29 protein-coding genes and 1 riboswitch are annotated in these 24302 nt (G+C 56.9%); of the genes, 14 read left to right on the top strand and 15 right to left on the bottom strand.

From position 1 onward, the window contains the following. Nucleotides 1-204: 204 nt before the first annotated feature. Both asd and PKO02S_RS00990 read right to left on the bottom strand, forming a co-directional pair. The gene (gene asd, locus PKO02S_RS00995; protein WP_127579079.1) at nt 205-996 is read right to left on the bottom strand and encodes an archaetidylserine decarboxylase; all 792 of its coding nucleotides are present in this window, start codon (nt 994-996) and stop codon (nt 205-207) included. Nucleotides 997-1139: 143 nt separating this feature from the next. After that, nucleotides 1140-1388, bottom strand: coding sequence for a hypothetical protein (locus PKO02S_RS00990; protein ID WP_127579077.1), 249 nt, complete (start codon nt 1386-1388; stop codon nt 1140-1142). A gap of 106 nt (nt 1389-1494) precedes the next feature. Here PKO02S_RS00990 and PKO02S_RS00985 point away from each other — a divergent pair, with 106 nt between their 5' ends. From PKO02S_RS00985 to PKO02S_RS00935, 11 genes are all read left to right on the top strand, one after another. Next, on the top strand, nt 1495-2460 hold the full coding sequence (locus PKO02S_RS00985; RefSeq protein WP_127579075.1) for an acetylxylan esterase: 966 nt from the start codon (nt 1495-1497) through the stop codon (nt 2458-2460). Between the two features lie 64 nt (nt 2461-2524). After that, a riboswitch (TPP riboswitch) is annotated at nt 2525-2631 on the top strand. 86 nt (nt 2632-2717) lie between these two features. After that, nucleotides 2718-3305, top strand: a complete 588-nt coding sequence (locus tag PKO02S_RS00980; protein ID WP_127579147.1) for an ECF transporter S component — start codon at nt 2718-2720, stop codon at nt 3303-3305. Next, nucleotides 3302-4927, top strand: coding sequence for an ABC transporter ATP-binding protein (locus tag PKO02S_RS00975; RefSeq protein WP_174819863.1), 1626 nt, complete (start codon nt 3302-3304; stop codon nt 4925-4927). The genes PKO02S_RS00980 and PKO02S_RS00975 overlap by 4 nt, the downstream gene beginning before the upstream one ends. A gap of 2 nt (nt 4928-4929) precedes the next feature. Next, the gene (locus tag PKO02S_RS00970) at nt 4930-5733 is read left to right on the top strand and encodes an energy-coupling factor transporter transmembrane component T family protein (RefSeq protein WP_127579073.1); all 804 of its coding nucleotides are present in this window, start codon (nt 4930-4932) and stop codon (nt 5731-5733) included. 40 nt (nt 5734-5773) lie between these two features. Further along, nucleotides 5774-6436, top strand: coding sequence for a thiaminase II (tenA, locus tag PKO02S_RS00965; RefSeq protein ID WP_127579071.1), 663 nt, complete (start codon nt 5774-5776; stop codon nt 6434-6436). A 69-nt stretch (nt 6437-6505) separates the two neighbouring features. Beyond that, on the top strand, nt 6506-6799 hold the full coding sequence (locus PKO02S_RS00960; RefSeq protein ID WP_127579069.1) for a hypothetical protein: 294 nt from the start codon (nt 6506-6508) through the stop codon (nt 6797-6799). A 165-nt stretch (nt 6800-6964) separates the two neighbouring features. Then, a complete protein-coding gene (locus PKO02S_RS00955) occupies nt 6965-8293 on the top strand; it encodes a sugar ABC transporter substrate-binding protein (RefSeq protein ID WP_127579067.1) in 1329 nt (442 codons plus the stop codon). 97 nt (nt 8294-8390) lie between these two features. After that, on the top strand, nt 8391-9281 hold the full coding sequence (locus tag PKO02S_RS00950) for a carbohydrate ABC transporter permease (protein ID WP_127579065.1): 891 nt from the start codon (nt 8391-8393) through the stop codon (nt 9279-9281). Nucleotides 9282-9349: 68 nt separating this feature from the next. Beyond that, nucleotides 9350-10162 carry a carbohydrate ABC transporter permease gene (locus PKO02S_RS00945; protein ID WP_246066779.1) on the top strand — a complete coding sequence of 271 codons (813 nt, stop codon included), beginning with the start codon at nt 9350-9352 and terminating at the stop codon, nt 10160-10162. 36 nt (nt 10163-10198) lie between these two features. Then, nucleotides 10199-12013, top strand: coding sequence for a cache domain-containing sensor histidine kinase (locus PKO02S_RS00940; protein WP_127579061.1), 1815 nt, complete (start codon nt 10199-10201; stop codon nt 12011-12013). After that, complete coding sequence (locus tag PKO02S_RS00935; protein ID WP_127579059.1) at nt 12010-13194, top strand: response regulator; 1185 nt, start codon at nt 12010-12012, stop codon at nt 13192-13194. Before PKO02S_RS00940 ends, PKO02S_RS00935 begins: the two co-directional genes overlap by 4 nt. A 78-nt stretch (nt 13195-13272) precedes the next feature. Here PKO02S_RS00935 and PKO02S_RS00930 read toward each other — a convergent pair whose 3' ends face one another. Genes PKO02S_RS00930 through PKO02S_RS32175 form a run of 3 tightly spaced genes read right to left on the bottom strand, consistent with a single transcriptional unit; the run spans nt 13273 to nt 14756 of the window. Beyond that, nucleotides 13273-13920: an NUDIX hydrolase gene (locus PKO02S_RS00930; protein ID WP_127579057.1), complete on the bottom strand. Its 648-nt coding sequence runs from the start codon at nt 13918-13920 to the stop codon at nt 13273-13275. A gap of 14 nt (nt 13921-13934) precedes the next feature. After that, nucleotides 13935-14549 (bottom strand): class I SAM-dependent methyltransferase, encoded by a 615-nt coding sequence (locus tag PKO02S_RS00925; protein ID WP_164821225.1) that lies wholly within the window; start codon nt 14547-14549, stop codon nt 13935-13937. Nucleotides 14550-14585: 36 nt separating this feature from the next. Continuing rightward, nucleotides 14586-14756 (bottom strand): hypothetical protein, encoded by a 171-nt coding sequence (locus PKO02S_RS32175; RefSeq protein WP_164821224.1) that lies wholly within the window; start codon nt 14754-14756, stop codon nt 14586-14588. Between the two features lie 148 nt (nt 14757-14904). Between PKO02S_RS32175 and PKO02S_RS00920 the strand changes: the two genes are divergently transcribed. Next, nucleotides 14905-15270, top strand: coding sequence for a helix-turn-helix domain-containing protein (locus tag PKO02S_RS00920; protein WP_127579053.1), 366 nt, complete (start codon nt 14905-14907; stop codon nt 15268-15270). A gap of 177 nt (nt 15271-15447) precedes the next feature. Here the strand turns inward: PKO02S_RS00920 and PKO02S_RS00915 are convergent, their stop codons facing one another. Further along, nucleotides 15448-16014 carry a Uma2 family endonuclease gene (locus PKO02S_RS00915; protein ID WP_127579051.1) on the bottom strand — a complete coding sequence of 189 codons (567 nt, stop codon included), beginning with the start codon at nt 16012-16014 and terminating at the stop codon, nt 15448-15450. 62 nt (nt 16015-16076) lie between these two features. Next, the gene (locus PKO02S_RS00910) at nt 16077-16292 is read right to left on the bottom strand and encodes a hypothetical protein (protein WP_127579049.1); all 216 of its coding nucleotides are present in this window, start codon (nt 16290-16292) and stop codon (nt 16077-16079) included. Nucleotides 16293-16427: 135 nt separating this feature from the next. On the opposite strand from PKO02S_RS00910, the gene PKO02S_RS00905 reads away from it, so the two are divergent. Continuing rightward, nucleotides 16428-16673 (top strand): helix-turn-helix domain-containing protein, encoded by a 246-nt coding sequence (locus PKO02S_RS00905; protein ID WP_127579047.1) that lies wholly within the window; start codon nt 16428-16430, stop codon nt 16671-16673. A gap of 2 nt (nt 16674-16675) precedes the next feature. Further along, nucleotides 16676-17203 (top strand): peptide deformylase, encoded by a 528-nt coding sequence (gene def / locus PKO02S_RS00900; protein ID WP_127579045.1) that lies wholly within the window; start codon nt 16676-16678, stop codon nt 17201-17203. A gap of 40 nt (nt 17204-17243) precedes the next feature. On the opposite strand, the gene PKO02S_RS00895 is transcribed toward def, so the two are convergent. The 8 genes from PKO02S_RS00895 to PKO02S_RS00860 form a co-directional block, all read right to left on the bottom strand. Beyond that, entirely contained in the window at nt 17244-17972 is a 729-nt protein-coding gene (locus PKO02S_RS00895) for an NAD-dependent protein deacylase (RefSeq protein WP_127579143.1), read from the bottom strand. Nucleotides 17973-18036: 64 nt separating this feature from the next. After that, nucleotides 18037-18696, bottom strand: coding sequence for an SIMPL domain-containing protein (locus PKO02S_RS00890; protein WP_127579043.1), 660 nt, complete (start codon nt 18694-18696; stop codon nt 18037-18039). A gap of 84 nt (nt 18697-18780) precedes the next feature. Continuing rightward, nucleotides 18781-20022, bottom strand: a complete 1242-nt coding sequence (locus PKO02S_RS00885; protein WP_127579041.1) for an MFS transporter — start codon at nt 20020-20022, stop codon at nt 18781-18783. Nucleotides 20023-20054: 32 nt separating this feature from the next. Beyond that, the gene (locus tag PKO02S_RS00880) at nt 20055-20840 is read right to left on the bottom strand and encodes an ABC transporter permease (protein WP_127579039.1); all 786 of its coding nucleotides are present in this window, start codon (nt 20838-20840) and stop codon (nt 20055-20057) included. Nucleotides 20841-20846: 6 nt separating this feature from the next. Then, nucleotides 20847-21674 (bottom strand): ABC transporter permease, encoded by an 828-nt coding sequence (locus tag PKO02S_RS00875; RefSeq protein WP_307720003.1) that lies wholly within the window; start codon nt 21672-21674, stop codon nt 20847-20849. Next, nucleotides 21671-22648, bottom strand: a complete 978-nt coding sequence (locus PKO02S_RS00870; RefSeq protein WP_127579037.1) for an ABC transporter ATP-binding protein — start codon at nt 22646-22648, stop codon at nt 21671-21673. The genes PKO02S_RS00875 and PKO02S_RS00870 overlap by 4 nt, the downstream gene beginning before the upstream one ends. A 126-nt stretch (nt 22649-22774) precedes the next feature. Then, entirely contained in the window at nt 22775-23767 is a 993-nt protein-coding gene (locus PKO02S_RS00865) for a DNA-3-methyladenine glycosylase family protein (RefSeq protein WP_127579035.1), read from the bottom strand. Further along, the gene (locus PKO02S_RS00860; protein WP_127579033.1) at nt 23727-24296 is read right to left on the bottom strand and encodes a methylated-DNA--[protein]-cysteine S-methyltransferase; all 570 of its coding nucleotides are present in this window, start codon (nt 24294-24296) and stop codon (nt 23727-23729) included. Before PKO02S_RS00860 ends, PKO02S_RS00865 begins: the two co-directional genes overlap by 41 nt. Nucleotides 24297-24302: the final 6 nt, after the last annotated feature.

The following is a 24302-nucleotide window of genomic DNA, read 5'->3' as shown; positions in this document are numbered from 1 at the left end:
GAGGGAAGAGCAGCTTATGATGCACCTCAGACGGCCGACCACCAAGTAACCTGCCTTGTGCACGCAGTCCAAAGAAAATCGGACTGGAGAAGCGGTCGTCGACCGGTAGGCTTCGTAGTCCGATTTCGCCGAATTGGAGGGGCGCTGCTTTTAGGAGAGTTGATCGAAAACGGCTTTGCAAGGGGCGAGATCGAACCAGGTCCATTATTTCTCGTGCAATCTGCCGAGCTCTTCGCCCATCTTAACCTTCGAGCCGAGCTTCAAGTCCTCGCGTGGGGTGAAAATGCCGGACTCCGTCAACAGCACGACCGTGGAGCCGAATTCGAAATACGCCAGATCGCCGCCTCGCTCCAGCCGATCGGGCAAATTCGCCGAAGCGTAGCGAATACTGCTGACATTCATCGCGCCTACCTTCACGACCGCAATTTCCCCGAAGGCGTGTCCGATGTAAGTGATCAGCCGCTCGTTGCGGCTCAGCACCCGACGCATCTGCGTCAAGCCAAAGTCGTTGACCGGGTACACCTTGCCCGGCACATGCTCCTTTTCCAGAACGGCGCCGGAAGCGGGGGCATGGATCCGATGGTAGTCGGTAGGGCTCAAGTAGAGGACGAAAAAATACCCGTGCTTGTAGTTCACGGTCCGCGGCGACATGTTCAGCAGCTCGTCCACTGAATAATCTTGCCCTTTGACACGCAGCAGCTGGCCGGACTCGATCCGTCCCATACCCGTTATCAAAGCGTCCACCGGACTCACGAGCGAATCGGGATGCTCATGAATCGGGCGCAGTCCGGGCTTCAGCCGGCGGGTGAAAAATTCGTTCAGCGACCGGTACTCGCTCACATGCTTCTCGGCGTCCTTCAGCGGAATGCCGTAGAGCTTGGCGAAGCGGCGGATGAAAAGCCGGCTCACGCCGGATTGGGCGAAAGCGCCGGTTATGCGGGAAATCCACTTTCTGGAGGACAGCTCGGTCAGCAAGCGGAAAAAGGGTCGATTCATGAATGTAAGGTCACCTGTTTCTCTCTCTAAGTGTATAATGACAGGGCGGTACAAGCCTAATATTGACACAGAAAGCGAGCCGAATCAATAGACCGCCGGGATGATGGCAAAAGGCGGCCTTGCGACCGCCCTAGCGTGGTGACTTATTCGACATTCTCGTCTATATCGCCGCTCCTGGAGGAGAAGGCAGGGTTCGTCTTGCGGAACTCTTGGCAGGACAGACATGTCGCCGCATTCAAGAAGATCGGTGACGATCCGCCGGAAAACTTGGTGCATTGAATGGGAGTCTTTTCGTCCGGGTCGGCACTGATCTCCACGCAGAATCGGCAACCGGCAATCAGTTCCCTCGTAACTGACAGCATGATCGATTTCATCCGGTTCATCTCATTCATGGAGGGGCTCCCTCGAAACGCCGTTTCTTTTATTTACGAAATACCACGATTATAGTACCATATGGTTTGAGAATTTGTCACTGATTCACAAAAAGGAGCTGCCGGGATGCCTTTAGTAGATTTGCCATTAGAGCAGTTAAGAGAGTACAAGCCCGAGCTGACGCTGCAAGCGGATTTCGATGCGTTCTGGAGCCGGGCGAAAGCCGAGTCCGCTGCGGTGCCGCTGAATGCCAGGCTGAACAAGGTGGAGTACCCGGTCGAAGCGATCACCGTGTACGACGTCGTCTATGACGGGGCGGACGGAACGTCGGTCCACGGCTGGTATGTCGTGCCGAACGACAAGCTGAGCCAAGGACCTATGCCGGTTGTAGTGCGCTACCACGGCTATGGCGGCGGCAGAGGGCGCATCCTGGAGCAATTGCAATATGCGATCAGCGGCTACGCCTCCTTCGCCATCGACACGCGAGGCCAGTCCAGCTTGACGCCGGACAACGCGGTATACCCGATGGGCGGCATTATCGGCTTCATGACGCGCGGTATACTCGATCCGGAGCGGTATTACTATCGCCAAGCATACTTGGATTGCGTACGGGCGCTCGACTTCGTGTGCAGCCGGGAAGAGGTGGATGCCTCGCGCATCGCGGTGTGCGGGTACAGCCAAGGCGGAGGGCTCGCGCTGGCGGTTGCCGGGATCGACGAACGTCCGAAAGTGGCTTTGCCGGTCTATCCATACTTGTGTCATTTCCGTCGGTCCGTGCAGCATCATTCCGGCGGTCCGTACAAGGAAATCCTCGACTGGTTCCGCCGGTACGATCCGGAGCGCGAGCAGGAGGAGCAAGTGTTCCGCACGCTTAGCTATTTTGACGGCATGAACTTGGCGACCCGGATCCGGGCGAAGACGCTGATGGGCATCACGCTGCAGGATATCATCTGTCCGCCGTCGACTTGCTTCGCTGCCTATAACCATTTGGCTGCCGAGGTGCGGGAAGCGAAGATCTACCACGACTACGGTCATGAAGGACTGCCGTTCCACGAAGAAGCGATCCTGAAGTTTTTGGCCCAGCATCTATAAAGCTTGCTTCGTTATCTATGAGTGTCGCCATGAGTTGACAAAATGGAAAGTCATGTTAAGATAAATGTGTCACTGGGGGAGCCTACTAAGGCTGAGACTGGACGCTCGCGTCCTAGACCCTTTGAACCTGATCTGGTTTGTACCAGCGTAGGGAAGTGGAGATCACATTCGGCCAATCGACGAATCGGCATCCACCCTCTGCGAGGGTGGATTTTTTGTGTTTCCGGTTCCTATTCTATTATCCAAGGAGTGAAAGTATCGTGTTCAAACCGCTCAAGCTGACCGACATCCTGGTCACCATCGTGATCGCCGTTGTGTTCGCCGTCGTCTACAAGCTGTGGTCTCCGCTGTATTATGCCGTTAAGCCGTGGGGCTTCCAGATCGACCAGCTTATTTACCCGATGTGGTTCATGGCCGCGACCGTGGCGTTCCTCATCATCCGCAAACCCGGCGTGGCGTTGCTCGCCGAGCTGGCCGCCGCCTCCGGCGAGTTCATCACCGGCTCGGAGTGGGGCGTGTCCGTCTTCATGGCCGGCGTGCTGCAAGGCTTGTTCGCCGAGCTTGTGTTCGCCGCTTTCCGCTACCGCAGCTATTCCGTCACCGCCGCCTCGCTGGCTGGCGCTGGAGCGGCCGTCGGGTCGCTGCTGATGGACTTGTATTACAACTACATCGACGATTTGTCGGCGTGGAACGTGACGCTGTTGCTCGTATGCCGAATGATCGGCGCCGTCGTCATTTGCGGCTTCTTCGCTTATTACCTTGTGAAGGCGTTGGAGGCGACCGGCGTTACGAAGCTGGTGCGTCCGCCGAGTCAAGCCGACTATGACTTGCTGAACCGGTCATGAGCTGGCACGAATCCGTCGCACTGTCCGCCGCGGCTGCTGCAAGCCAAGGACGGGGGGGACCGGCGGCAGTGGCGGTCGATCAGCTCCGGCTTGCTTTTCCCGGCGCCGATTCGCTGTTGTTCCGGGACTTGTCTCTCTCCGTTAGTGCCAGGGAAAAGGTGCTGCTCCTCGGCCCGAGCGGCTGCGGCAAGTCGACGCTGCTGCAGGTGCTGACCGGCCTCATCCCCAAGTCGATCGAGATGCCGATGCGCTGCGGCAGCCAGGTCGTACCGGCCTCCTGGGGTTACGTGTTCCAGGATCCGGATACGCAATTCTGCATGCCTTATGTGGACGAAGAGCTGGCGTTCGTGCTAGAGAACTTGCAGGTGCCGCGCGAGCAAATGCGGGGGCGGATCGAGGAGCTGCTGCGGCAAGTCGGGCTGCAGCTTGACGACATTCATACGTCGATCCAGGCGCTGTCCCAGGGCATGAAGCAGCGGCTCGCGATCGCTTGCGTGCTAGCGCTGCAGCCGGATGTGTGGTTCGTCGACGAGCCGACGGCGCTGTTGGACGATACGGGCACGAAGCAAGTGTGGGATACGCTCAAATCGGCGGCGGCAGACAAGACGCTTATTATCGTCGAGCACAAGCTCGAGGAAATTGCCGACTATGTGGATCGGGTCGTGGTGTTCAATGCGGATGCCGAGATCGTCGCGGACGAGGCGCGCTCAGTTGTGTTCTCTGCCTGGCGGGAGTCGCTGAAGGCAGACGGCATCTGGGTGCCGGGAATATGGGACGATTATTTGGCAAGCGATAGGTACCGTGATCTTATGCGGGAGCGGGTGGCGGAGAAGCTGTCGGCGGGGGAAATGGAAGAGCTGGCGGGCGCCAATGAATCGTCCCGGATTGATAGGAAGCCTCCACTCATTGGCTTGCAAGATTGGACCGTCTACCGCGGCAAACAACCGAAGCTGGTCGTGGAGAAGGCGGAGGTGCGCGAGGGTGAATGGATTTCGATCGTAGGAGAGAACGGAGCCGGCAAAAGCACGCTGCTGCTCTCGCTTCTGCAGCTGCTTCGCGCGAGCGGCATGTACATGCTGCTCGGGCAGCCGATCGATCGCCGCCATCGGGAGGCAACGGCCAGGGAGCTGGCGCTTGTGTTCCAGAACCCGGAGTTCCAATTCGTCACGAACAGCGTTCAGGCGGAGATCGCGTATACGCTGCGGCTGGCAGGCGCCTCCAAAGAAGAGATAGATCGGCAAACCGAAGCGGCGATGTTGGAGTTCGACCTAGCCCATAGGCGGGAGCATCACCCGTACCAGCTGTCGCTTGGGCAGAAACGCAGGCTCAGTGTCGCTGCGGCAGCCGTCAAGCATCACCGCGCGCTGCTGCTCGACGAGCCGACGTTCGGCCAGGATGCGCGCAACACGTTCGCGATTCTCGAGAAGCTCGAGCGGCATCGCCGATCCGGAACGACGATTTTGATCGTAACGCATGATCCGCATATCGTTGCCCATTTTTCCACGCGGGTGTGGGAAATTCGAGAAGGACGGCTGGCCTCCGATGAGCCGATCGAGCGATTTGACCGGATGGAGCGAGTATTCCCCAGCTATAGAGACGGATCGAAGGGAGGAGGAGATTAGCCGTGGACAACGTATGGACCAATCGGGAAACTTGGCTGCACCGGGTCAATCCGACGCTCAAGCTGGCCGTCGTCTTCGCCGTCTTCCTCGTCGTGCTCGTGCAGCATAACTTGAATGTGCTGCTGTACGGCGCGATCGTGCCGCTGGCGCTGTATTTGACCTCGACCGGCCAATCATGGCGTCGACTGTCGCTGTTCAGCATCCCGACCGTCGTCCTCGTGCTCTCCTCGATGTCGTCCATGATGTTCTACGGTCTCGGCGACACGACCTGGTTCGAATGGGGCCTTATTCACATCTCGGAAGAGAGCTTTTATCGAGGCGTTCATATCGGCATGAAGTCGCTTCATTTTGCGCTGATCGGGATGCTGTTCGGGCTGACGACGAAGCCGGTCGTCCTGTTCTACTCGCTCATGCAGCAGTTGAAGCTGCCGGGCAAATACGCTTACAGCTTCATGGCGGCGCTCCGGCTGTTGCCGATGATGCTGAGCGAATTCCAGACGCTGCGCCATGCTCTGATCGTGCGGGGCGTACCTCCGCGCAGCAGCTGGCGAGCGCCGTTCGCGACGCTGAAGGCGTATGCCGTGCCGATGCTGGCGCAGAGCATCCGCCGGGCTCAGCGGATCGCCGTAGCGATGGAGGCGAAGCGGTTTCTCCTCACGAAGGAGCGCACTTATTACTACCGGATCGGATTTTCCGCCATGGATATCCTGTTCTTACTTTATTGGCTGGCGCTCGGGTGGCTGGTCATTCGGTTAGGGTGGCATTTCCCGATCGTGGACAATACGGATGTGCGCTATACCGGCTAATATGCGGCGCCACCGATTCAAGAAGGAGAGTACTGGACTTATGCGATTTTCACAACAATTGCGACAGGCGGCGGATTCGAGCTGGGAGGCGAGCTTTCGCCATCCGTTCGTCACCGGCATTGCGGACGGCACGCTGCCGCTCGCTTCCTTTCGGTATTATGTATTGAACGATTCGTATTATTTGTCGGTGTTCGCTCAGGTGCAAGGACTTGGCGCGGCGAAGGCGCACGACCTGTTCACTTCGGGACGGATGGCGGCCCATATTCAGGGAACGTACAACACGGAGCTGGCGATGCATGAGAAATTCGCGCGTCTGCTCGACATCGGGCCGGAGGAAAAAGCGGCGTTCGAGCCGTCACCAACCGCCTACGCGTATACTTCGCATTTGCTGCGAGCCGGGTATACGGGGCATCTCGGCGATATCGTAGCGGCGATGCTGCCGTGCTACTGGCTGTATCTGGAGATCGGCGATCGGCTGCATGGCGCAGTACCGGACGAGCCGATTTATCGCGAATGGATCGGGACGTACGGCTCGGAGCGGTTCCGGGAAGTCGTGCAGGAGCAGATCGACCGGCTGGACGCGATTGCAGAACGGGTGACCGAGGCGGAGCGGGAGCGGATGAAACGTCATTTTCTGATTAGCAGCCGGTATGAATATGCGTTCTGGGAGATGGCGTACCGGGTGGAGAAATGGGCATTCTAGCCGGCGGCGACGGCATCCATGTATGAGGGCGTTTGTTTCTGTCCAAGCTGGTGCTAGAGGTGAGGACGGATGGAATGGTGGATCGTAATCGGAACGCTTGTCGTTCCATTTGCGCTGTGCGCGATCCAGCGGATGTGGAGGAAGTCGAAGCCGGTACTGGATGCGTTGGCGTTGGCTTGTGCTTTTTTCGTTTCGATCACAATCGCGCTAGCCTCTTATCGCTCGATCTCGCACGATACGATCTTTACGACCGATGTGCACCGGGTGCTGAGCAATCCTATGTTTCTCGCGGCGGGCTCTTACTTGGGACTTTACGGTCTTTATCGGTTTGTACAAGGCTTATGGCGTGAATATCGACGTTAATAGACAAAGGCGACTCTTAAGGGTTCTCAAGGGTTGCCTTTTTTGTTTTCCCTATCCTTCCCCCCACCTTAAAAAAACAAACCTGACTCCCTAAGTTCTAGCATTGTTGAAACCCCCGCTATACAAGATAATAAGGACACATCCGAATGAATGGGGGGCATTATAATGGCAATCGCGAAAAAAATGATTTCCATCGCATTAGCAGGTACATTAGCCGTTAGCTTAGCGGCGTGCGGAGGTAAACCATCCACAGATAACAATACGAGCGGTTCCACGGGCACGAGCGGGAGCAAGGACAAGATCACGATCACATTCCAGAACATTTACCCGGACCCGGCGACACCGACGAACAAAATCATGACCAAGCTCGTAAACGACTATCAGACCGCTAATCCGAACATCAAGATTCAGCTCGATTCCCTCAATACCGACCAGCAGAAGATGAAGCTGAAGACGCAAGCTCAAGCGAAGGAAGTACCGGACATCACAATCGTGAACCCGTCGGCGCAGATGAAGCCTTTCGTAGACGCAGGCTTGCTGGCTCCTTTGAACGATATGCTAGGCCAGAACGGTTTGAAGGATACATTCCAGACCGGTCTCCTGGACTACTATAGCTTTAACGGCAACACGTATGCGCTTCCGGACGGCAACAATATCGGCGTGATGTACTACAACAAAGAGCTGTTCGCGCAAGCAGGCGTGGAAATCCCCAAAACTTACGAAGATTTAATCGAAGTCGTTAAGAAGCTGAAGGCGAAAGGCATCCAACCGATGGTCATCGGCGAGAAGGATTCCTGGACCGGCTCGTTCCTGTTCATGAACGTCCTGCTTCGCACTAACGGCGGTCCCGGCTTCCTGAAAGATGTAGTCGACAAGAAGAAGACGTTCAACGATCCGGCCTTCGAGCAGGCGGTCACCAAGTTCCAAGACCTCGTGCAAGCAGGAGCGTTCCAAGAAGGCGCCACTTCCTTCGACTACAACGCGGGCGAGAACTTATTCAAGTCCGGCAAAGCCGCCATGTACTACATGGGTACGTGGGCAACTGGCGCAATCGACGATTCTTCCGTCAAAGGCAAAGTCGGCGTATTCAAGCTTCCGACAGTAGGAGGCAAAGGCGATGTAGACCAATACATGCTGGCGCCGGGAAGCGCATTCGCCGTATCCGCGAACAGCAAGCACTTGAAGGAAACGAAGGACTTCCTGAACTATTTCATGACGAATTTCCCGAAAGTATCGTTTGACATGAAAAACGCTGTAGGTCTGGGTCAGAAAGTAACGGGCGACTTCAAAGCAGCCGGCTACTCGCAGCTGGCGATCGACGTACTGGATTTGTTCAAAACCGTTAAAGGCGGCGACTTGGCGTTCGACAACACGATGAACCCGGGCACTTCCCAAGCTCACTTGAACAGCATTCAGAACTTGTTCGTAGCGAAGAAGGATCCGAAGGATGTAGGCAAAGAGCACCAAACGGCGTTTGAAACGAACAATAAGTAACCTCCAATAAACTGGCAGCGCCGATGTGCAGCGAGGGCCCGAAGCAACGGGGTTCTCCTGCACATCCCATTTTCAACGTTCAAGGGAGACGGTAGCTATGAATGTCTTGAAAGTATCAGCACGAACGATAGCCGTCTTTGTGGTGCCTTGTTTGCTGCTCTACGTCTGCTTGGTGTTCGTCCCGATCGGAGTTTCCCTTTATAGCGGACTGCTGGACTGGAACGGCATCGGCACGTCGAAATTCGTTGGATTGGACAATTACCTTACGATGTTCACGAATGACCCGGTATTTTGGCCGTCCGTTCGTCGAACGCTGATGTTTGCGGTGTTTTCGATGATCGAAATTCCGTTCGCCTTATTCATTGCGATGCTCTTGAACCGTTTTGTGAAACGGCCGAATTTTCTCGTATCCAGCTACTTCATGCCGGTTATATTATCGGTAGTTATTATCGGACAGCTGTGGAAAACGATCTACAACCCGGCTAGCATGGGCGGCATGCTCAATCAGCTGCTTACCGCGTTCCACTTAGAGGAATGGAAGCACTCTTGGCTCACGGAACCGAAGATTGCTATGTACGCGCTCTATTTCGTAGCGCTCTGGCAGTATTTGGGGTATCACGTTCTCATTCAGTTTACCGGAATTCAGAACATTCCTTCAGACATTTATGAAGCTGCACGCATCGATGGGGCGGAAGGCTTGAAGGCCGATTGGCATATCACGCTGCCCATGGTCGTGCCGATTTTTAAAATATCCATTGTGCTTGCCTTTATCGGGTCTCTGCAGTCGTTCGACATGATCATGGTCATGACCGGCGGCGGACCTGCGCATGCGACGGATGTCATCTCCACGCATATGTACAACATGTCCTTCTTGTCCATGAAATACGGATACGGAAGCGCCATTGCTACATTCTTGGTTGCCCTTTGCTTGATCGCAACGCTCGTTATCAATATTATTTTCAATCGGGTGGAGAAGAAATTCACCTAACCGGTTTCCAAGGAGCTGACAACATGCACAGTACTCGCCGTTCAGCGCGGACACATCGATTCTCCCTCATGAAGCCGATTGTGTGGCTGTTCTTCTCCCTTCTGTTCGTCACACAGCTATACCCGTTGGTTTGGCTGATCCTGTATTCGTTGAAGACGAACGAAGAGATATTGTCCGGCAGCTTCTTCGCTCTTCCGCATGCGCTTCAATGGGGCAACTATAAGGCGGCTTATACGAGCGGCAACTACATGCAGTACTTGTTCAACAGCTTGTTCGTGACGTTGACCGTGATGGTCATGGTTATTATTCTCAGCTCCATGGTGGCTTACGCGATCAGCCGGTTCAAGTGGAAATACGGTCCGGTTGTGCTGCTCCTATTCCTAATCGGGCTCATGATTCCGATGCAGGCTACGCTGCTGCCGCTGATGATCATCTTCAAGATCACCCATATTCTCAATACGCGATGGGCGATGATCTTGCCCTACATTGCGTTCCAGACGCCGATTGCGGTCTTCATTCTGAGCGGGTTTATGCGAACATTGCCGACGGAGCTGGAAGAGTCTGCGGTGATCGATGGGGCGGGCACGTACCGGACGTTTACTTCGATTATACTGCCGGTCTCGGTTCCTCCGATCATGACAGTCTGTATTCTGACGTTCATCAACATCTGGAACGAGTACATTCTCGCGGCTACGTTCATCTCTTCGCCGAAGCTCAAGACGCTGCCGTTCGGGGTGTATACCTTCGTCAGTCAATACAACGTGAATTATGGCAACATCGGGGCGTTCCTGGTGCTGGGCGCGCTGCCGGTCATCTTGATTTATTTCCTCCTATCTGAAAAAATTACAAAAGGCATGGTGGCAGGCGCTGTCAAAGGGTAACCTCCCCACTGTGCGGAAGGAGAGGAGGTTGAACCGATGGCGCGGGGCTTTCACACGATCCACAACCGCTTGTTTCTGCTGTTCCTAACCTTTATGCTCAGCCTGTTAATCATTCTTAGTGTGTTGTATTATAAGCGCACGACGGATGATTTTCATGCGAAAATCGGCTCCATTGCGAAGAACAATGTCTCGCAGACCGTGGAGCTTTTTGACTTGCTCTTGAGCGGCTATGACAGCTTGTCGAAGGCGATCTCCGGGAACCCTGATCTGCAGCGGCTATTATTGGAGCCGAACAAGAAGGATGCCGCGGTACAAGTTATCAATGAGCGGACAATCACGAATATGCTCGGCACGATCTATTATTCGCGGGAGGATGTGAAGGAGATCCATGTCTTTACTACTTCGGGCTCGATCTACAGCTACCAGAACATAATGAGCACCATCAATCTGGACTACGTCAATACGGATTGGTTTAAGCGGCTGATTCAGTCCTCGGGAGAAATGGTATGGCTAGGGGTCAAGCCGGAGTCGGTCATTGACCCGCTCTTGCGGCAGCCGGTATTCGCCTTCGGACGCCAAATTAATGATTTGTACGATCAGCGTCCGATAGGCGTCGTCTTGATTGAAGTCGATTCGAGTGCGATTATGAGAGTATTGTCGAATTTGAAGCTGGGTCCTCACAGCGAGGCCTACGTGACTACGATGCAGGACAATCGGGTTATCGCGGGATCTGAGGCCGATCAGCCTTCCGGGCTGAATCGGTACGAGGATGTGCCGGCTTCTTTGAGGAGCATTCCGCACCCCGCCAACGACCGGGAGGTTATTCTTGACGAATCCAAGCCGAATCAGCTCGTTGTCGCCGCCAAACCCTCCATGGCCGATTGGACGATCGTCAGCTTGACCCCGAATCAAGACTTGAATGTGGAGCTTAAGGAGACGAAGCGGTTCCTGATCATAGTGGTCTCCATCCTAGTAGTCGTTTCGACGTTGCTGGCTACACTGGTGTCGAGGTCGATTGCGGCTCCGTTAAAGCGGCTTATTCACGGGATGAAGCGGGTGGAGCGAGGGGATTTCAAGGAATTGCCGAACGTTCGTTCTTACCAGGAAATCAACATTCTCGTGGGTTCCTTCAATCAGATGGTGAGTCGGATGGACGAGCTGATCGACCGGATCAAGATTTCCTCGACCAGTGAGAAAAACGCCCAGCTGCAAGCTCTTCAATCACAGGTGAACCCCCACTTTTTATACAACACGCTCGATATGATTTATTGGATGCTTGATGAGAAGGAGAACGATCGGCTAGGCAAAGTGGTGCTGGCGTTGTCTCATATGTTCCGCTACAGCAGCCACTGGGAAGAGGGGGCGGAGGTTACCCTTCGCGAGGAGCTGGAGCAGATTGAACACTACCTCACGATTATTCAGCTGCGCTTGGGAGGCCGACTTCAGGTGGACATTCAAATCGAGGAGCGCTGGCTCTCCATACGCATTCCGAAAATGACGCTGCAGCCGATTATCGAGAATGCGGTCAAATACGGGCTGGAACGGCTCGATCGGCCGGGGTTGTTGAGCGTTCGGGCCGAACAATCGGAAGGACGCTTGCATGTCATCATAGCCGACAATGGGAACGGGATGAGCGAGGACCAAGTACAGGAGCTGGAGCAGTCGCTCCATACGGAGGGCAGCCGCAGAGGGATCGGGCTGCAGAACCTGCAGCGCCGGCTTGCTCTGATGTTCGGGGAGCCATTTGAGGTGAGCATCCGGAGCGAGCTGGATAAAGGGACTACCGTAGTTATCCCGCTCCCCATCCCGCCGCAGGCGCTGCAAGAAGGAGGAGGACGCCCACAACGATGAAGAGCATTCTGATCGTAGATGATGAAGAAGTAATCCGGAACGGGATCAGACGGACGATCCAGAAACAGTTTCCCAAGCACCGGATCCATCTCGCGGGCTCTCCGGAGGAAGCGGTTGATGCGCTGCGCCATCACCACATGGATATCGTGCTGACCGATATTCTGATGCCGGGTATGACGGGGCTCGAGTTTATGGCCATCCTGCGCCGCCACTACCCGCATATTAAAGCCGTCGTCATCTCCGCTCATTCCGAATTTGCCTACGCTCAAGAGGCGGTACGGCTTGGTGCCAAAGATTATTTGCTTAAGCCGATCGGCAAGGACCGCCTGATTGAGCTGATCGCGAACATCGGCGAGGAGATCGACAGGGAGAACAAACGGACGCTGGAGACGCAGCTGATGAAGTCGAACTTGAACTATTTGCGCGAAGCGGTGTTCCAACGGTTGGCGAGCGGGCTCGATCTCGGGCGTTTCGATATTACGTCCTTCATAGAGCGCTATCCGAGCTTTCACCTCGTGATGGTGCGGATGGACAGCGACAAGAAGCTGACGTTGGAGCATTTTATGATCGAGAACGTGCTGTCGGAGTTGATTGAGATGCACGGAGACGGGTTCGTGGTGAGCATCGACAATTTGAGCCTGCTAAGCTTGGTCAAGCTGCGAGCGGGGGTTGAGCTGGAGGAGCTGGTAGGGGAGCTAAGAACCCACTTGAAAAGCTACTTGAAACGGGTCCCGTTCAAAGTGCTCTCCTCCGAGCTGCTCCATGATCTGCGCGCCATCCCGAACGAGCTGCAGCGGATGCGCCAAGCTTCGGTGTCGAAGGAGTACGAGCACTATGATTCAGGGGGCGACACGGCGATTGAGGTAGCGCTGCAATACATGAAGATGCACTATCACGAGGAGCTCTCTCTGGAGAAGACCGCTTCGGTCGTCTTCCTGAATCCGGTTTATTTCAGCCAATTGTTCAAGCAGAAAACGGGGCAGGGCTTCAAAGAGTACGTGATTCACCTCCGGATGGAGCAGGCCAAGCAGCTGCTGCAAAATGCCCAGCTGAAGCTGGCGGATATCGCAGAGCGGATCGGCTATCAAGACGTTCGCCACTTCACGCAAATTTTCCGCAAAAAATTCGAGCTGACCCCAACCGAGTACCGGCAGCGTTTGGTCGAAATGAAGTCAGAGTGAGGGGCCGGGTGATGCATGCCACCACCACAACAACCGCCCTGATCAGGGCGGTTGTTGTGGCGGTGGGGCGATATGTGCCTACCGTGTGCTCAGAGCTCGTCGAATGCCTTCCAGCACCTTGCTATAATAATCGTTCCCGTGGGGGACGAAATCTTCCTTACGCAGCGTAAAGGATTTGGCGAGTAGCGGAGCCTCCTCATCCTGCCTTTCGAGACCCGTACCGCTTACCTCGTCCACTTGGCCATGGAACAAGGCAACCGCCTCCTCCAGCCGGATTTGCACCAGACCCGTCACTTCTTCCTTCTGCGGGCGGTAGGCGTCTAGCGGCAGCTCGTTCAGCAGCAGAAACACGTGGCACATTTCCCGGTCGATAATCGCACCTGACTGGATGCTGTACGGGATCATGCCGAGCGGATGGAGCTGCTCCCAACTGACGTCGATTCCGAGCTCCTCCTGCGGCTCCCGGATGCCGTCCTCGACGGTCTCGCCAGCCGCGAGATGACCGGCTGCCGTAATGTCGAACAAGCACGGGAACGTATCTTTGTCCGGATGGCGCTTCTGGAAAAGTAGCCAGTCGGTCACGGTGTCTGCCTCGCGTTCTTGCTTCACGATCCAGCAATGGAAAGTTTGGTGCCAGTAGCCTTGCGCATGAACGACGCTTCTCGGAGCTTCTCCCAGATGGTTGCCTTGCTCGTCGTAGATGTCGAAGTGTTCTTCCTGTCTCACACTAGTTGCCCCCTCTAAACCGCCTTGTACGAAAGCCACCAACAGCTGTCCCCCGCATGAATCTTGATCTCCCTGGCATAGGGCTCGAAATAGTCGAGCAGCCGGTCTTCCAGCTCATACTTGCTCTTGCAGCCATGTAGAGAGTCTGCGCCGAAAGTCTGCTGCAGCTCCTCTAGCGGCGGACACTTGCTGGACGCAATATGGTCAGCCATAAATACGGTTGCTCCCGGACCTAACCGCAGATGGAACTGATCGAGGAACAGGCGGATTTTGTCCGGCGGCACGCGTGTGAGCCAGAAGTTGGCCAATCCTGCGTTGTACCAGCCCGGCAAGCTCGCCAAATTGTACGCGTCGGCCAGCTCGAATCGGACCTTATCCGGTGAAAGCTGCTTCGCCCTCGCTATCTCCAGCGAGCGCACGGAACGGTCCGTGCCAATGATTCGTTTGGCGGCGAACGATGCCCGCTCGGTCCAATAGCCTGTCCCGCAATTGATTTCCAGTACATCCTTACAACATAATGCTTCCATCATCCCTTCTTCCATTCGCTTCTTCTCCTGCTGCCAGACCGGGTCTTCTCGATGAAAAATTCGCTCGTATTCCCAGGCTTGGCTGCTGTGTTGCTCATGCATGCGCCGGCCTCCCGCCATCTCCTTCGTTCCTCGCTGTCAATGTCTGTTTGTTCGATCCTGCTGCTTCGGGTGCTCGCCCGGTCGCAAGCCAAGTTTCTTCAAGTTGCGCCGATAACGAATCTCCAGTACGACACTTAAGCCGAATGATAAAATGCCTCCCAGAATCACCCATTTGAACATAGGGTCGTCGACAGTCATAAAGAACATTGGAACTCTCCTTTTTTGATGGAAACTATCAATAATTCCCATGTAATCTAGCATATATTTCAAATTATAAACCAACAATAGAATAATCTTCAACTTTATTTTGAAGAAAATTCAAATGTTCTATACTGGGGGTCAGAGGTGAGGCGAGATGAGCTTCGGAGCGCGGTTGAAGAAGGCCCGGAACAGCAAGCGAATGACTCAGCATGAAGTAGCGAAATATCTTGGCTTGAACTTTACGACAATCTCGAAATACGAGAACGATAAATCTCAGCCTGACAACGATACGCTGCAGAAGCTGTCTCAGCTCTACGACGTGTCGATCGACTGGCTCGTCCTGGGCGACGCTCAGCCTTCGCCGGACAAGCCGAACGGGAAGCCGATGGTGTACCTGGACGGGGAAATGATGCATTTGACGGAGGATGAAGCCCGCCATGTGAGGGACAGCCTGGAGATGTTCCGGCTGCTGAAGGAGAAGCGGGAGAAGTACGACAGCGGGCGCAAGCCGAAAGAGTGATATTGTTAGTGGAGGGACCTCCGGGCGTAAATGCCTGGGGGTTCTTTTAGTTAGGGGCGCGATTACGGGTCGGGAGTGGTAGGGGTTGCGCAAAGCGGGGATTGTAGCCGGGAGTTGCGAGTGAGAGGCACAACAGAGCACCGTTCGCCAAGTAACCAGTCTTACTGGTCGGGAGGCCTACATAGCGAAGATCTCTTCCAGCTTCACTCGGAAGTTCGGCAATGTTTTGGAAGCGACATCACCGCTTGTACTCAAAGCATCAGTCTGTTCATACAGTCCATCGGCATTTAATACATAAACTTGGATCGCCTTCAGCATCGGGTTGACAATCCAATATTCCTGAACGCCATATTCCATGTAGATGTTTAGTTTGGTGACCAAATCATGCGCTTGGTTGGAAGGACTAAGAATTTCAATGATGAGCTTCGGCACGCCGACGAACCGATTTTCCTCGATCCCTCGTTTATCGCAAATAACAGATATGTCAGGAATCAGCACTTTGCTAACGTCCATGTCCTCTTTTTTCAAATGGATGTCGTATGGGGCGCTGAATACTTCGCAATCTTTGCCCTCCAGGTAATGGAAAAGCTTGGCGCTCAATCTGCCCGAAATGCGCTGGTGCTGTGTCGAAGGGGAAGGAGTCATCAGTACGACGCCATCGATATATTCGAGAATGTCATCAGATTGTTCGCGTAGAATGAAATATTGTTGCAAGGACGTTAATCGTCTATGTGGCTTGCTCATAAATGAACACCTCCTAGAGAAGAGTCATATCCGCATTATACCATATTTCAACAAACCTCCATTCAACGCCGCTTCATCTCGAAAAACTCGCATTCGTCTCGGAAATAGTAGCTGACGTCGCTTACGCCTGATTGCGTTACGACCATGCGGCCGTCAAATCGCGTGATGACGGTGTTCGAATCGATCATATGGTCGTCGCGGAATATACGGACATGGGTGTGCTTATCGATTGCTTCTTGGAAGTCGGTATCGGTCAGCAGTCGGCGGTTAGGGGCCATAGTGGTGAATTCTCCTTCTCTAAACGGACGTACAGGCTCTACGATTCTATTGTACCCGGGAGTGAAGGGAAGTGCTATTATTTAGGTGTTGCCTAAATTTATGACTCCTGTTCATGAAAGAAGGGATCCCAAATAATGTTGGAATGGATGTTGAACCAAGTGATGGCCGAGCGCGGCGTCCGGTCCGGAGTCGCCTTGGCGAAGCTGCTGCAGGCGAAGGCGGGCTATCGTCTGTCCGCGCCGTCGATCAGCGCGCTCCTGAACGGCGAGCCGAAGCAGATGAAGGCCGACACGCTCGATGCGCTGTGCACGGCTCTGGCTTGCACGCCGAGCGACCTGTGGGTGCACACGCCGCCTCAAGCGGCGACGAGGGGGGCGTAGCTATGGCGGTGAAGACGATATTGCCCTTCGGCGAACCGATCCTCCGCAAGCCGGCGAAGCCCGTGGAGGAAATGACGCCGAAGCTGATACGACTGCTCGACGATATGGGCGAGACGCTGTACGCGACCGATGGACGCGCCGGACTGGCTGCGCCGCAGGTAGGCTTTCTCCGACGCATCGTAGTCCTCGATTGCGGGGACGGCTTGATCGAGCTGATCAACCCTGAGATCGTGGAAGCTCGCGGCGTGCAGACGGGCCTTGAGGCGTGCCTGTCGTTTCCCGGTTACTGCGGCAATGTGCGCCGCGCGCAGTGGGTCAAGGTCGTCAGCGTAGACCGTAGCGGGCAGCCCTTCACGGTGGAAGGGGAAGGGTTTCTGGCTCGCTGCTTGCAGCATGAGATCGACCACCTGAACGGTGTGCTGTTCGTCGACCATGTGCAGGAGCAATGGCTTTATCACGAGCAGAAGAGTCACCGCATCCCGCTGCTCGACGTTGTGCGACTTACCCATGCTGGGGGAGCCCCCCTATAGGCGGTTTTGCACCTTTGTCCTGCACCAAGCCTAACGGAGCTTACTCGACCAAGAACGTCATCACTTTCCCGATCGAATCGGGGATGATCCAGTTGGCGTAGCTGTCGTAGCGGGTCGGCGATTTGTTGATCAGCAGCAGCCGGTCACCTCGATAATGGGTGATCAGGCCGGCGGCCGGGTACACGGACAGGGAGGTGCCGGCGACGAGCAGCATATCGGCTTCCGCGATCTGGCGGACCGCCTCGTCCAGCAGCTCGTGATCGAGGCTTTCCTGATAGAGGACGACATCGGGTTTGACGATGCCTTTGCATGTCTCGCAGCGGGGAACGATGCCGGCTTCGCCTGCCTGAATCACCGTGCCTAGCGAATACCTGGCGCCGCACACCATGCAGCTGTTCCGGTGCACGGAGCCGTGAAGCTCCAGCACCCTGCGGCTGCCGGCCAGCTGGTGCAAGCCGTCGATATTTTGCGTGACGACCGCCGCCAGCCGGCCTTGCCGCTCCAGCTCCGCGAGTGCCAAATGCGCCGCGTTCGGCCTGGCATCCTTATGAATCATATGGCTGACATAGAATCGATAAAACTCCTCCGGATACGCCATGAAGAAGTCGCGGCTCAGCATTTCCTCCGGCGGATGCTCCGTGCCTTGTTGCGTGCGGAACAATCCGTTATGCGACCGGAAATCCGGAATCCCGCTCTCCGTAGAAGTGCCGGCTCCTCCGAAAAAAACGATACGACGGCTGGCCGCCACCGCCTCCTTGGCCTGCTGCATCCATTGCTCCTGATCGTGCTCCTCCTGGTGCATGCTCCTTCGACACCTGCGCTTTCCAATCAAATTAGGGTGCGTTGTACTTCACCCGCACGGTCGAGCTGAAAGTCAGCTGTCCCGGCGGAATCGGCGTAGCGGCGGCCCCGGCTTCGGCCATCATTGCCGGTTTGTATAGCGGCTGCTCCGACGTGCGAGAGAGCTCTTCCACGAGACTTGGCGTTGGCGGCAGCGGAATGCCGATCGTCTGGGCTACGACTGACGCTTTCATCTGCGCGTTCCTCACGGCGAGCGACAGCGCCTGCTGCTCGTATCGCTCGGCATGCTCGGACGTGAAGCGGACGCTCGAGACGGTATTCGCCCCGTTCGCAACGGCGGTGTCGACAATCCGCCCGGTCGAGCCGATCTGATCGGTCTTAATCTGGAGCAGCTGCGTTACTTTGTAGCCGCGAAAGATCGAGCTGCCGTCCTTGTAGTCATACTGCGGTTCGATCCGATAGTCTTCGGTGCCGATCTGCTCCTTCGGGACGCCAAGCTGGATCAACGAGTCGATTACACTTGCGATCCGCTTGGCGTTCTCCGCTTGGATCGCTTGCAGATCGGGACCTTCCGTCATCGCGCCGAGCACTACGATCGCCCGGTCGGGTGCGGCGGAGACGGAGGCCGTCCCGAGCACATCGATAGTGGAAGCGCCTTGCGCTGGCGCTCTCATGCCGTATGGATGGATCATCGCTTCATCCTCCTGCAGCTAGCAAGGTTCAGCCCGCTCGCCGGAGCGGGCTGTCGCCTTATGCGTATGCGCTGGGTGGCGCAATCATGCGGCGGAGGAGGTCGGCGGGGCGGGCTCCCGGCTGCGGCGCGCCGCGAGGCGGTGCCACGTCCAGACGGCGAAAGCCGCTGTCGCCAGCCCGCCGCCGATCAGGCAGACGCCGCTCCAGCCCCACCGCCCCCAGGCGAAGCCGCCGAGCGACGATCCGATCGCTCCACCGACGAAGGTGCCGACCATGAACACCGTGTTCAGCCGGCTGCGGGCTTCCGGCAGCAGCGCGTAGATGCGCGTCTGATTCGACACTTGGCTGCCTTGCACGCCGAGGTCGAGCAGGATGACGCCAAGCGCGAGTCCCCACAGCCAGCCGCCGGCTAAGCCGAAGACGAGATAGGAGGCGACGGCGATGGCGATCATGACGCCGACCATGCCGGTCGCGCTCACTCGGTCGGACAGCCGACCGATGAGCGGGGCGGCGGCCGCGCCGGAGAGGCCGACGAGGCCGAACAGCCCTGCAACGCCGCTGCCGTACCCGTGGACCGGGCTCTCCAGGTAAAACGCCATCGCCGTCCAGAACACGCTGAAGGCGGCGAACACGCAGGCCGCGATCAGTGCGGCCTCGCGCAGCGTCCGCTGCTCTGCGATCAGGCCGCCGATCGAGCGGACCAGCTGCGGGTACGTCAGCCGGACATCCGGCCGGCTGACCGGCAGGCGGCGGCTCAGCACGTACGCGAGCCCGACCATGAGCAGCGCCGCGAGCACGTACATCGCGCGCCAGCCGACCCATTCGCCGACCCAGCCGGAGACGGTCCGGGCGAGCAGAATGCCGGTGAGCAGGCCGCTCATGACGCTGCCGATCACCTTGCCCCGCTCCTCCGGCGGAGCGAGCTGGGCGGCGAGCGGCACGATCATCTGCGGCGCCACCGTCGTCATGCCGACGAGCAGGCTCGCGGCGTACATCCAAGCCAGGCTCTGCGCGGTTGCCACGCCGATGAGCGCCACGCCTACCGCGAGCAGAAGCGCTACGATCAGTCGCCGCCGTTCCCGAATATCGCCGAGCGGGATGAACAGGAACAGGCCGATCGCATAGCCGATCTGCGTCAGCATCGAGATCAGCCCCGTCCGCCCGGAGTCGGCGTGGAACGTGCGGCCGATCTCCGCGAGCAGCGGCTGATTGTAGTACAGGTTCGCGACCGTCACGCCGCAGGCGACCGCCATAAGCAGGATCAGCCCGGGCGTAAGCGGACGGGAGGACGGCTGCAGCGCCGGAGCCGGATCGTTTTTAGACATAGAGGTTAGGGCAGCTCCTTCGCGATACGTAATTAAGATCCTGTAGATCTATAATGCCTCACCCCGAGCCTCCAGACAAGCAGGCAAGGTACGATAAAGACGATTCCGGCCAGCGGCGAGAGCATGTACAGCGCGCTGCGCGGGCCTTCCACGCGATCCAGCAAATACAGCAGCGGCAAGTAGTTGAAGCAGCCGAACGGGATGACGAAGGTGAAAAACCGGGCGACTCCTTTTCGATAAATATTCAAGGGGTATTGCGACATTTCCCGCCCGCCGTCCGTGAGCGTGTTGGTGATCTCCAGCCCTTGGATAGTCCAGAAGCATAATGTAGCGGCCAGGATGAAAATACCGGTAAACACGAACACCCCGCTGACGATCATGAACAAAACCGTCGCCACCTTCAGCACTGTCCACTCCACGGTCAACCCGCTGATCGCCCACGACAATACGACGATCCCTTGGGTCATGCGCCCCACTCGGGCGAATTCGAATCGCGAGCCCAACACTTGCAGCACCGTACTGCGCGGTCGGACCAGCAAACGGTCGAAATCCCCGCTCGCCACCATCGCCGAGAAATAATCGAAGCCCCTTGCGAAGCATTCGCTGATCGCGTACGCCATCGTGACTACACCGAACGTAAGCGCCACCTCGTAGAAGCTCCACCCTTTTATCTGCCCGAACCGCTCGAACATAAAGTAAAGCCCGGCGAACACGGTAAAGGGGGACAAAAATTGGCCGACTGTCAGCAAAAGGAACGACAACCGGTATTGGAGCTGAGATTTCAGCAAAATGAGCAAATAGTTGAAATATAGTCGCATGGCCGGTCAACCTCCTTGAACGACGACTCGCCGCAGCGCTTTGCCCAAGACGAAACGGCCGAAGCCGACAAGCGCCAGCAGCCACACAAGCTGTATTACCATGCCTTGCAGCGCTTCATTCGACGGAATATGTCCGGAGTACACCCGGAATGGGAAATCGACCGTGTAGCGGAAGGGCAGCCACGCCGTCAGCGTCTGCAGCCAGTCGGGCATCAGCGGAACCGGAATCATCATACCGGCGAGAAAATCGCCGATCATCGAGAACAGGAGCAGCGAACCCATCGGCGACAGGGTGACGAAAACGGATGTGTAGACGAGCATCGAGATGGAGACGACGAGCAGCAGCCCTAGCAGCATGGCCACTACGAAAAGCAGGCCGTTCACCCCGGTGGGAGGCGCCATACGGTAAGGTTCGGGCAGCAACAGCATGGCCACCAGCAAAACCGGGATGCAGCGGAGCAGAGCGCTGGCGATACGCTGGGCAAGCAGCTTGGAGTACCAGAAGCCGTAGACGCCGGCCGGTCTGCACAGCTCATACGCGATATTGCCGGTTGCGATCAACTGGAACAGTTCGTTGTCTCGGAACCAAAGCGTGATCAGACTGAGAAACGCTTGCTGCAGCCAAATGTAGGCGCAAATTTGCTGCAGGGACATGGGGGGCACGACATCGGGAGCCGCATGCGTGTAGAACGCTTCGTACACCATGATGAAGATGAAGCCGAAAAACAGCTGCGTCGCCATGCCGGCGAGCGCCGCCGTCCGGTACTGCATGCCGAGCTGGAAACGCAGCTTCAGCACCGCCAGGTAAGGTCGGAGAAGTCCCGTCGTCATCATAGGCGGTACTCCTTGTACAGCTGCACGATCATGTCTTCGATCGGTTGGGATTCTACGGCGACGTCCAGCAGCTCCACGCGGGCCGCGATGTCGGCGATGACGTCGGAGACGCGAGCGACGGAGGTGTCCACGCTCAGCACGGCGCGTTCCGGCGAGCGGGAGAGCAAGGTGGCGCCTGGGATGTGCAGCGGTTCTTCGTTAGGCTCGCAATCGATCGTGACGGTTTTGTTCGAGCCGAACCGGCTGCGGAGCGTCTGCAGGCTACCGTCGTAGAGCAGGCTGCCTTTGCCGATCAGGAGTATGCGGTCGGCTAACGCTTCGATATCTTGCATGTCGTGAGTAGTCAGGATAATCGTGACGCCCTTTTCCTTGTTGATCGTCTGGATGAAGCGGCGTACGGCGATTTTGGAGACGGCGTCGAGTCCGATGGTCGGCTCGTCCAGGAATAGGATGGAGGGGTTGTGCAGAAGGGAAGCGGCGATCTCGCACCGCATGCGCTGCCCGAGGCTGAGCTGACGAACGGGCGTGCCGATGATGGCTTGCAAATCCAACGTTTCGATAAGAAGCTCGACGTTCGACTTGTATTCCTGGTGCGGCACTTTGTAAATGTCCCTCAGCAGCTCGAACGAGTCGATCACGGGTACGTCCCACCACAGCTGTGTGCGTTGGCCGAATACGACGCCGATGTGGCGTACGTAGCGGACGCGGTTCTCCCATGGGGTGTAGCCCATAATGCTGCATTTGCCGCTGTCGGGGACGAGGATGCCGCTCATGATTTTGATCGTCGTCGACTTGCCTGCGCCGTTAGGTCCGATATACCCTACGATCTCGCCCGGCTGGATGGTGAACGAGACGTCGTTCAACGCGCGGACGGTCGTGTGCTCGCGAACGAACAGCGCCTTGGCGGCTTGCAGCAGTCCGGCGGATCGTTTGGCCACCTGGAACGACTTGCTTAGATGTTCTACGGATATCACTGACCTTGCCTCCTTATTTGGTTGTGTTGTGGCTTTGTTGAAGCCTTATCCATTGTGAAGGAGACCGAAATGTGGCGCAAGGGGAAGATTGATTGTAATGAAAAAAAGCGCCGGCCCGCGGTCCGCTTACCCCGCCAAGCTGCGCCAAAAGTAAAATACCGCGTAAGCTTCCCATCCCCGCCATGGCGCGAACAACTGCCGGATCTCCGGCTCCGTCGGCTTCCGATCTAGCCGCAGCAGCTGCTTGAGCGCGTTCTGCAAGCCGGCGTCGCCGACCGGGAGCGCCTGTGGGTTGCGCAGGCAGCGCATGCCGACGTAGTGCGCCGTCCACGGTCCGATGCCGCGGATCGCCGTCAGCAGCTCCTCCGCAGCGCGGAAGTCGCCGCCCGCCTCGGCCACGGCTGCGAGCAGCGCCGGCTTCGAGAGCGAGTCTTCCTCCATCAACTGGGCGATGCCCAGGAGGAACTCGGCTTTTTTACCGGTTAACTGCAGCTGCCGAAGCTTTTCTACCGTTGCTTGCTGCAGCAGCTCGGCCGGCCTGGGGAACCGCCAGTGTGTTCGGTTGTTCCATGTGACGCTCCGCCCGTACGTCTCCACCAGCCGTTTCTTGAGCGTATAGGCGAAGGTGAGATTCACTTGTTGGCCGATGATCGCCCAGCAGAGCGCCTCGAACAAGTCGGGGACGCCAATGATTCGTAGGCCGTAGAAGTCGCGCGTCAAGGGCTCGAGGAGCGGGTTGTCGGTGGCTAGATCGTAGAAAGGGCTCAAGTCCCGGTCCAGGTCGAACCATTCGCGTACGTAGTCGGCCGCTTTCTTCAAGATCACTTTCTCGTCAAAAGTTCCTGTCCTGTCTCCCGTCACCGCCAACCGGATCTCCAGCTGTCCTGCGTTTTCTGCAATCTCGACGATCTGAGGCAGGCCATCCTTCCCAAGCTCCAACAGCTTGTACACGCGGTCCCCCTCGACTTGATGCAGCAGCTCCGCCGGGGAGCGGGTCAAGTAATGAAGCGTTTCGCGGAACCGGAACGTCTCCGGGGTAGGGATCGATAACGTGGTTGTGAGCTGGCCTGTCCGTTCGTCAAAATTGAAACCGCGCGTGTCCGGATGTCTTGTAGTCATGATAGCCCTCCAGCTTCAGCAAATCCTCCTTGACCTTCAGTCCGCCGGCGAAACCGGTCAGCGCGGAGTTTTTCCCGATCACCCGGTGGCACGGAACGACGATCGGGATCGGGTTCGCTCCGTTCGCGGCGCCAACTGCCCGTACGGCGGCTGGCCGTCCGATGCTTGCGGCGATGTCCGAGTAGCTATTCGTCTGCCCGTAGGGGATACCGGTGAGGGCTTTCCAGACTTCCTTCTGGAAGTCCGTGCCTTGCGGGTCCAGCGGCAGGTCGAACGAATTGCGTTCACCGTCCAGATACTGCCGCAGCTGCTGGGTGTAATCGGACACATGCTCGTCGTTTTCTTCCAGCAGCATGCCGTGTTTGTCCGCCCAAGCTTGCAGCAGCTCGAACGTTTCGTTCGGCCACGTGATGCGGCTCAGCCCTTGCTCGGTCGCCGCCACGTATAGCGGACGGTTCTGGAACAGCGGATGCGTCAGCTTGCTCCAGTATGCGATTTTGGCGGGAGTAGGGTTGGACTTCGATTTCATTGGCGC

The organism is Paenibacillus koleovorans NBRC 103111 (assembly GCF_004000845.1).
Taxonomy (GTDB): Bacteria; Bacillota; Bacilli; order Paenibacillales; family NBRC-103111; genus Paenibacillus_AA; species Paenibacillus_AA koleovorans.
The sequence above is the reverse complement of the archived record's forward strand: the minus strand, read 5'-3'. Positions and strand labels throughout refer to the sequence as shown.